The following is a 7,492-nucleotide window of genomic DNA, read 5'->3' on the forward strand; positions in this document are numbered from 1 at the left end:
TTGCATGTCTTAAATTAAATAACGGGTTAAGTGACAATTTTTGACGGCCAGAGCTTTCCGACTCAAACTGTCACATAATCGAACGTATATGTGACAGGTGAAGAGATGTTGATCGGCTATATGCGAGTGTCAAAAGCGGACGGATCCCAATCCACCGATCTGCAGCGCGATGCACTGATCCGCGCTGGGGTGAGTCCTTCACATCTCTACGAGGATCTAGCTTCAGGCCGACGCGATGATCGACCAGGGTTGGCTGCTTGCCTGAAGGCGCTCCGTGAAGGCGACACGCTGCTCGTGTGGAAGCTCGATCGGCTCGGCCGCGATCTCCGCCATCTGATCAACACCGTGCACGACCTGACTGCCCGCAGCGTGGGATTGAAGGTCCTGACCGGTCACGGCGCAGCGGTCGACACGACGACCGCTGCCGGCAAACTCGTGTTCGGCATTTTTGCGGCACTGGCCGAGTTCGAGCGGGAGCTGATTTCCGAGCGCACGATGGCAGGATTGGCATCGGCACGAGCTCGCGGCAGGAACGGCGGGCGGCCGTTCAAGATGACCGCAGCGAAACTGCGATTGGCCATGGCGTCGATGGGGCAGCCGGAAACCGTGGTTGGCGGTCTGTGTGAGGAACTCGGCGTCACTCGACAGACGTTGTACCGGCACGTCTCGCCAAAGGGCGAGTTGCGTCCAGATGGCCTGAAGTTGCTTTCACGGGGTTGATCTTGACCTGGAGGCGAATGGCTCACTACGGCCAGAAGCGGTCGGTCAGCTTCTACGAAATAAGGGAGAATGATCCACTGCGTAGCCACAAAACCTCAGCTGCATGGTCTGGCCTGATGCATGAAAAACTGCGTTCTGATACTGTATCGCGCTAGTCACGCAGCCCAATGGGGCGGCCTAGTGCTGAGGGGAAAGGTCATTGATTAAGTTTTTTTCCCTCAGCTCGCACGATTCCTATTGATTTTTACCTTTCATCGACTTGTATGCCGCCAGCGCTTGCACTCAATGCTCGTAGGAGAAAACCAGTGCCAGCAGCACAAACCCTTCTAAATGGCATCTGCCCATACTTCACAATGTTCCCACTTGAATTCCCCCAGAGAATCCTGAAAAGGGCTCGGAAGGGAGATTTGGTCTTGGATCCGTTTTGCGGTCGTGGCACGACAGGTTTCGCCGCTCGAATAGCTGGACTGAGCTCAATGGGGGTCGACGCGAGCCCGGTGGCGTCGGCGATAACTGCCTCTAAGTTGGTGTTTGTATCAGCAGAAGAGGTAATCAACGAGGCTCGCTCTATTCTGTATAGCTATCCTGAGGTTCCAACTCCTCAGGACGAGTTTTGGCAGTGGGCATATCACCCAGATGTCCTTCAGTCCATTTGCAGGTTGCGGCAAGCTCTTTTAGAGGACTGCTCCACGACTAATCGGCAGGCATTACGAGGCATTTTGTTAGGCGCGCTTCATGGCCCGCAGCAGAAGACGATTCAAAGCTACTTTTCCAACCAGTGCCCTCGGACGTATGCGCCAAAACCAAGGTACGCGACTAATTTCTGGAAGGAACGGGGAATGTATCCCGCCAAGGTTGATGTCCTTGAAGTAATAGCCCGGCGCGCATTGCGGTACTACACTCACCAGATCAAAACGGTTGGCGTTGCGAGGCTAGGTGATAGCCGCGAGCCGGAGAGCTTGGAGCCCCATTTGTCTGGCAGAAAGTACTCTTGGATCATCACGTCCCCCCCGTATTATGGAATGAAGACCTATATTCCTGATCAGTGGCTCAGAAATTGGTTCGTCGGCGGTACTTCTTCAGTCCAGTATGAAAGCCCTTTGCAGCTACTTCACGGTGGTCCAGAGATCTTCTCTAGCGATCTAAACAAGGTGTGGCGAAACTCTGCTGCAGTGGCAGCAGACAATGCTCGCCTTGTAATTAGGTTTGGAGGTATATCAGACCGTCGGGCTGATCCCGTCGTTTTGATTAAGTCTTCACTTAATGAAAGTGGCTGGAAGGTTACACGGATCAAAACGGCTGGTACGGCAATGGAGGGCAAGCGGCAGGCGGACTCTTTCTTACGCGTAAAATCGAACCCTGTAGTCGAGATAGATGTCTGGGCTACCCGTGATTAACGACACTGATTACTTGGCTGTTTTTTTACTTTAAGTGCAATATTCAGGGACGTCAGACTTAATATGAAAAAGAAAGATGATAAGCCGGTTTCACCTGCAGCTAATGCAAATCAAACAGCAGTGATCGAAGTGCAACTTTTGCCTGATGAGAAAGTTGCATTTTTCGATGCGCGCGAAAAAAACTCAGCCACGGACGAAGAGTTGAATGCTCGATATGCCAAAGGCGAAATTCGGATTGTCACCGAGTCCGCTAGGTATTCATTGGCCGGCATATTATCGATGCTTCAAGAAGAGGTTGAGGTTGAGGGTGAGGGAGTCGAGCCTGGTACGACTGAACCTAGATACAAACTTGACCCAGAATATCAACGCCGTCATCGCTGGAGTGACGAACGCAAATCGCGTTTAATTGAGTCTTTCCTGATGAACGTGCCGGTTCCTCCTGTGTTTCTCTATGAACGCGATTTGGCTCGTTTTGAAGTAATGGATGGCCGTCAACGATTAACCGCACTCAGCGATTTTTATGATGATAAATTTTCACTTTGCGGACTTGAATACTGGGCTGATTTAGAAGGAAGGACTTATTCCAACCTTCCTAAGAAGGTACGCGATGGTATCGATAGACGTTATATTTCATCAATCATCCTACTGAAAGAAACTGCATCTTCGGATGAGCAGGCTGCTCTGCTGAAAAAAATAGTTTTTGAGCGTTTAAACTCTGGCGGTGTTGAGTTAAGTAGTCAGGAAACAAGAAATGCTATTTATAACGGGCCTCTAAACAAGCTTTGTATGTCACTGTCAGAAAATCAAACTTTTCGTAGACTATGGGGAATCCCTTCGGGCATGGCTGCTAACGACATGCCAGATGATGAGCTTTTAGAATCCGGAGACGTGTCGACCCTTATAGGTAGACGAATGTTTGAAAAAATGGAAGATGTCGAATTAGTCTTACGTTTTTTTGCATACCGCCAAATAAGCTCTTTCCGTGCAGGGCTTAATAAGATTTCTGAATTTTTGGACAGATTTTTATTTAAGGGCAACTCGTTCGAGTCGCACGTATTAGTTAGCTATCGCGAACTGTTTGAATCATCCATAGAGTTTCTTTTCAGCGCCTTAGGCTCAGATGCCTTTACAGCTATTGGGCAGTCTCAGCGACCCACCAAAATTGTGTATGATCCAATAATGTATGTTTCAAATGACATGGCTGTAAGGAGTAAATATGCGGAGCTAGTAAGTTCAAAAGAAATTTTGAAAGAGGAACTAGTTGCCGCGTATGCAACACATGCTCAGCTTTTTTCAGGGAGAAAGACAAATTACTCAGACACTCAAGCTCGAAACCAAGTTATCAGAGCTGCCTTTCTTAAGGCAATTTCTCGAATTTGACTGTGTGGAGTAATTAGATTGCAATCTGTATTAGAGCAAGTTCGCACGGAACTCTCCGAACTCAAGGCATTCGTTCAATCCATCGCTCCAGTTAATAGCGCGCTATCGAAGCACCCAGATGCGTCGGTTAGGCAATATCTAACTCTGCGCAGGCAGTATGACTATGCTGCGTTCGTCGTTGCTTTGTATGCCTCTTTTGAACGGTATACTGAAGCTTTGATTGCAGAATATGCGCGTTTGATTTCTTCTTTTATTTCTTATAATGATTTACCCCAATCATTGATTAAAAAGCACTTGGTGCAATCTGCCGAAATGCTATCTCGTAAAAGGTTAGGAGAGGGGCGCTACTCTAATTTGCTGCCGGTCAACGTAGCTGAGAGTTTATTTAAATGTCTGTCGGGCGATGAGAATTACACGCTTACTAGCGAGGCGATTGTTGCCCACGATACAAATCTTAGATATAACGATGTGAGCAAGCTATTAGGTGAAGTTGGAGTTAGCGATTTCTGGACGAAACTTCCCAGCGTAGACGTAGTCTTTAAGTGGTTCGTTAGAGAGGAGGTTGGGGATGCGGAGGATACCGAGGCTCCAGAAAGAACCCCTGAAATAGATAGTATAATTAGAACTATATTTGAAAGCCGTCTCAATGATTTAGTCGAACGACGTAATGAGGTAGCGCATAGAGGGGGAGGTGCAGAGCAGCTCATGGGGCAGGCCGAAATGCTCAGTCGAATAACGTTCGTAGAGACATTAACGGAGGCCATGTTCAATCTTTCCAGCGCAGCATATCTAAAGCTCAGAACCCAAGATGCCACATATGCTTCAAATGTTAATATTGTTGAAGGCCCATACAAGCTTGGCAGTGTAATTGTGATTGATCCACCATCTTTTTCTCTGTATCGAGGCCAGACATTATTTATCATTCTCGCAAGCGGCGATGTGAGGTGGGGAAGAATTGTTAATCTGATGTCCGATAGTGTGTCGAAGGAGACAATCGAGCCAGGATCAATAAGTGGAACTGTCGGGATTGAACTTGACTTTCGTTGTACTCAAAATTCAGAGGTGTGGGTGAAGCACTCGTTGGATGGAGCTGTTTGGAACTCCGTGACAGCGGCGTAATGAGGGATTCTCCGTATAAGGCTAGTCATCAACCTAAACGGCCGCTCGGCAGCTAGCCATAGGACATCGTATAGTGCTTTGTCGGGCAGTGATCGGCCAAAAGCAGTCTCTTTGGCGCGTTAACGCACGGCCGTAAACAATGCAAACCTGCTTCCGCATCTATGAATCAGGCAAGGTGTTGTTGTATCGGCAATGTCATCGTTTCCCAAGAGGCGCCAGGTAACGGTGTGGCGACCTTCATCTTGGAGACGATGACAGCTCTGGCGTTCGACTGCTATGACGCCACAGAGGTGGAGATCTCGCGCTTCAATGAAAATACAGCAGGCTTGCTACTTTATCCGAGACTAGGTTTCTTGCCATTTGCTGTCGAAGAGGGAGTTTTTCTGGATAGTCATAGATCAGCACTCATCCATATGACACGCAGCAGAGGCGGATCGACCATAATACTCACCTTGAAAGCCCGGTTAATGCAGCTGCTTCCAGGTTTTCAGTCGGCTGCTTTGTTTCTGGTGTGTCAGTGCTGGATGGGCAGCCCTGTGCAGTCTAGGAATCAAGGGGTGGAGTTACCGGACACTTACATCGTGTCGAGTGAGCATCGCAATGAAATCTGACCGTGAACCTTCTTTAGATCGCACCGAAGCAATAGAGCAGCCGTCCACGCCGGCACAGGACAATTTTAATCTCGTTTACGGGAGCGGTGATGGACTGCGCCCCCGAGTACGCGAGCGCATGGTCAATGAACGCATGCGGGCACTATTTGATGATGTGGATGTTTATGACAGCTACAAAGTCTCAAGACAGGTATATCGAGAGACCAGGTTAGGAAATGGGATGTTTTGTGAGCAACATCGTCCTCCACCCCTTGGCCCATTCGAACTGCATCGTTCTACCTTTCTGGCCAAGGCACGTGCCATGCGGCCCGAATGTCCAGAAGCCACGGCATCGGCGTTCGGAAGTTGGGTGTACAGCCTCTACGGTCGACCTGGCAATGACGAAGATGCATTGAAGCGCGGCCTGGAGGCGGAAAAGCTGATCTTCGAGCTTGGCAACCGTGAGTACATAGGCGCGAGAGAGGTGTGGACCATCGCCAATGCCAACATGCTGGCGAGGCGAGGCGACGGTTGGCGCCTGATGCATCAGGGCCTGCACCTAAATAGCGATACCGTCCCGTTCGTCGAGTTGGACGCACTGCTCGTGCGCGGCCAGCCGCTGCGAGCATCGCCGGACCTGGTCTTTCGTAATGCAAAAACCGGGCATGTGCTAGTGGTGGAAATCAAGCTATCTAGGCAGTCCCTACCGTCCAATCTTTGGCCCAACGTTTGGGCACAGCTTTGGTGTTATTCACACATTCCTGTGGCACGACAGGCACCTCGGGTAACGGTCACGGGTGAAGTCTGGGGCGAAACCACCCGACAAGGCTCGCGAAGGAGGCCTTCGGTGCATTTGCTCTACCTTCGAGCCGTAGTACGGCGTGACCCGCGCGCGACTGCCTACGACCGTTTTTTTCGCGAGCTGTTTGACATTTATCGAGGTGAATCGCCCCGAGTTTCGTAGGCGACACGACCGGCCGCTTCACGCCCTGAGGAAGTCAGTCAACCTAAATCGAGGTTCTTCAGCAGCGGTGAACCACGCTTCCTCAAGGCATTCAAATAGGTGGTTTCATCGTAGAGCGTCCTGGTCTGCCAGCACCGATACAGAATCCGAATCCACTTAAACGCGAGTGCGCGTACAGCAGCCTGGTAGGTGCTCCCTTTGGCGCGTTGCTGCCGGTAGAAAGCTCCAGCCCAAAAGGATTTATTGATGGTCTGACCCGCCCATTCCACGAAGGTCTGACGAAGGAACGTTGGACATTGCCAGCGCCAATGCACCCAGCTCTTCTTACCACTCCGTTCCGTCACCGGGGCAATGCCGGAGTACCTTTGCAGCTCGTCCGCGCCATGGAAACGCTCACGTTGCTCTCCGAAGGCTGCGAGTAAGCGTGGCGCCAGATGCGGGCCTGCGCCCGGCAAGCTCCGAAACAATGCGTAATCCGGTAGCGCAGAAGCGACCCGCTCGATTTCCTTATCGAAGCGTTCGATCACCGTGAGGACGGTGCGTAGCTGCTCCACCAACGCGAGGGTGTGCAAGCGGCAAGGCTCGATAATGCCCCCATCTTCGGTGAGCGCAGATGCCGCACGGATCGACGCCAAACGCGCCTCGATCAATGTGGCGCGACGCCCGTTATGGGCATAAAAGAATGCCTCAAGCGTGGTTTTACGCGCCCGTTTGGCTGACAAGAGTGTCGGCCAGCGAGTGAGAAAATCGCAAAACAACTGAGTGTCTCGCTGCTCAAACCAGTCCAGTGCCTGCGGGTAATACTGCTTGAGGGTGTTGCATAAACGGTTGGTAAAACGCGTCTTGTCGTTGACCAGATCCCGGCGCTGTTCGATCAGGCTCAGCAGCGAGCGCATGGCCACACTCTGCGGCCTGAGCGCAGTGAACCGTTCAGGATGGCGAAGCAGTAGATCGAGTGCCAACTCCGCATCGGTGGGATCATCCTTGGGGGGCATAGAGAAAACGGAAAAAATCGTACGATAAGCCCTGCTGACAGCCTGCAAGCCCTTAGGTTGTGTAGTCGGTGTCCGAATGGGGTATACCCTAACTGGATGTCAGGCAAGGCCGCGCCGCTTCGTCAGAATAGAGTCATCTTTCGCATTTTTTGACACATGCCCGCGAAGGTTATAGATTTCAGCCTGACAGAAACGGGGTTTGAGGCGCAACGGAACAGAAAGTGCACATAAGCCGCCTTCAACCAAGGAGACATCGTGCAGGGGCACCGCATCGGCTACGTCCGGGTCAGCAGCTTCGACCAGAACCCGGAACGCCAACTGGAACAG

6 protein-coding genes and 3 pseudogenes are annotated in these 7,492 nt (G+C 51.1%); 8 read left to right on the forward strand and 1 reads right to left on the reverse strand.

What is annotated here, in order from left to right; genetic code table 11:
• Nucleotides 1-105: 105 nt before the first annotated feature.
• The 7 genes and pseudogenes from ACZRKZ_RS27520 to ACZRKZ_RS27550 all read left to right on the forward strand — a co-directional run bounded on the left by ACZRKZ_RS27520 (nt 106) and on the right by ACZRKZ_RS27550 (nt 6,170).
• Nucleotides 106-720, forward strand: a complete 615-nt coding sequence (locus ACZRKZ_RS27520; RefSeq protein WP_153425842.1) for a recombinase family protein — start codon at nt 106-108, stop codon at nt 718-720.
• A gap of 353 nt (nt 721-1,073) precedes the next feature.
• Nucleotides 1,074-1,208: pseudogene (locus tag ACZRKZ_RS27525) on the forward strand (DNA methyltransferase); the annotation flags it as partial.
• Between the two features lie 351 nt (nt 1,209-1,559).
• Nucleotides 1,560-2,117 (forward strand): hypothetical protein, encoded by a 558-nt coding sequence (locus tag ACZRKZ_RS27530; protein ID WP_229999796.1) that lies wholly within the window; start codon nt 1,560-1,562, stop codon nt 2,115-2,117.
• Between the two features lie 63 nt (nt 2,118-2,180).
• Nucleotides 2,181-3,497, forward strand: a complete 1,317-nt coding sequence (locus tag ACZRKZ_RS27535) for a DUF262 domain-containing protein (RefSeq protein WP_256670966.1) — start codon at nt 2,181-2,183, stop codon at nt 3,495-3,497.
• A gap of 18 nt (nt 3,498-3,515) precedes the next feature.
• Nucleotides 3,516-4,616 carry an MAE_28990/MAE_18760 family HEPN-like nuclease gene (locus tag ACZRKZ_RS27540; protein ID WP_153425843.1) on the forward strand — a complete coding sequence of 367 codons (1,101 nt, stop codon included), beginning with the start codon at nt 3,516-3,518 and terminating at the stop codon, nt 4,614-4,616.
• Between the two features lie 179 nt (nt 4,617-4,795).
• Nucleotides 4,796-5,050, forward strand: a pseudogene (locus ACZRKZ_RS27545) (N-acetyltransferase); the annotation flags it as partial.
• Between the two features lie 166 nt (nt 5,051-5,216).
• Nucleotides 5,217-6,170 carry a hypothetical protein gene (locus tag ACZRKZ_RS27550; RefSeq protein ID WP_153425844.1) on the forward strand — a complete coding sequence of 318 codons (954 nt, stop codon included), beginning with the start codon at nt 5,217-5,219 and terminating at the stop codon, nt 6,168-6,170.
• A 38-nt stretch (nt 6,171-6,208) separates the two neighbouring features.
• Here ACZRKZ_RS27550 and ACZRKZ_RS27555 read toward each other — a convergent pair whose 3' ends face one another.
• A complete protein-coding gene (locus ACZRKZ_RS27555; protein ID WP_229999707.1) occupies nt 6,209-7,165 on the reverse strand; it encodes a transposase in 957 nt (318 codons plus the stop codon).
• Nucleotides 7,166-7,420: 255 nt separating this feature from the next.
• Here ACZRKZ_RS27555 and ACZRKZ_RS27560 point away from each other — a divergent pair.
• A pseudogene (locus tag ACZRKZ_RS27560) lies at nt 7,421-7,492 on the forward strand (recombinase family protein); the annotation flags it as partial.

It is taken from the genome of Pseudomonas sp. c313 (genome assembly GCF_055407145.1).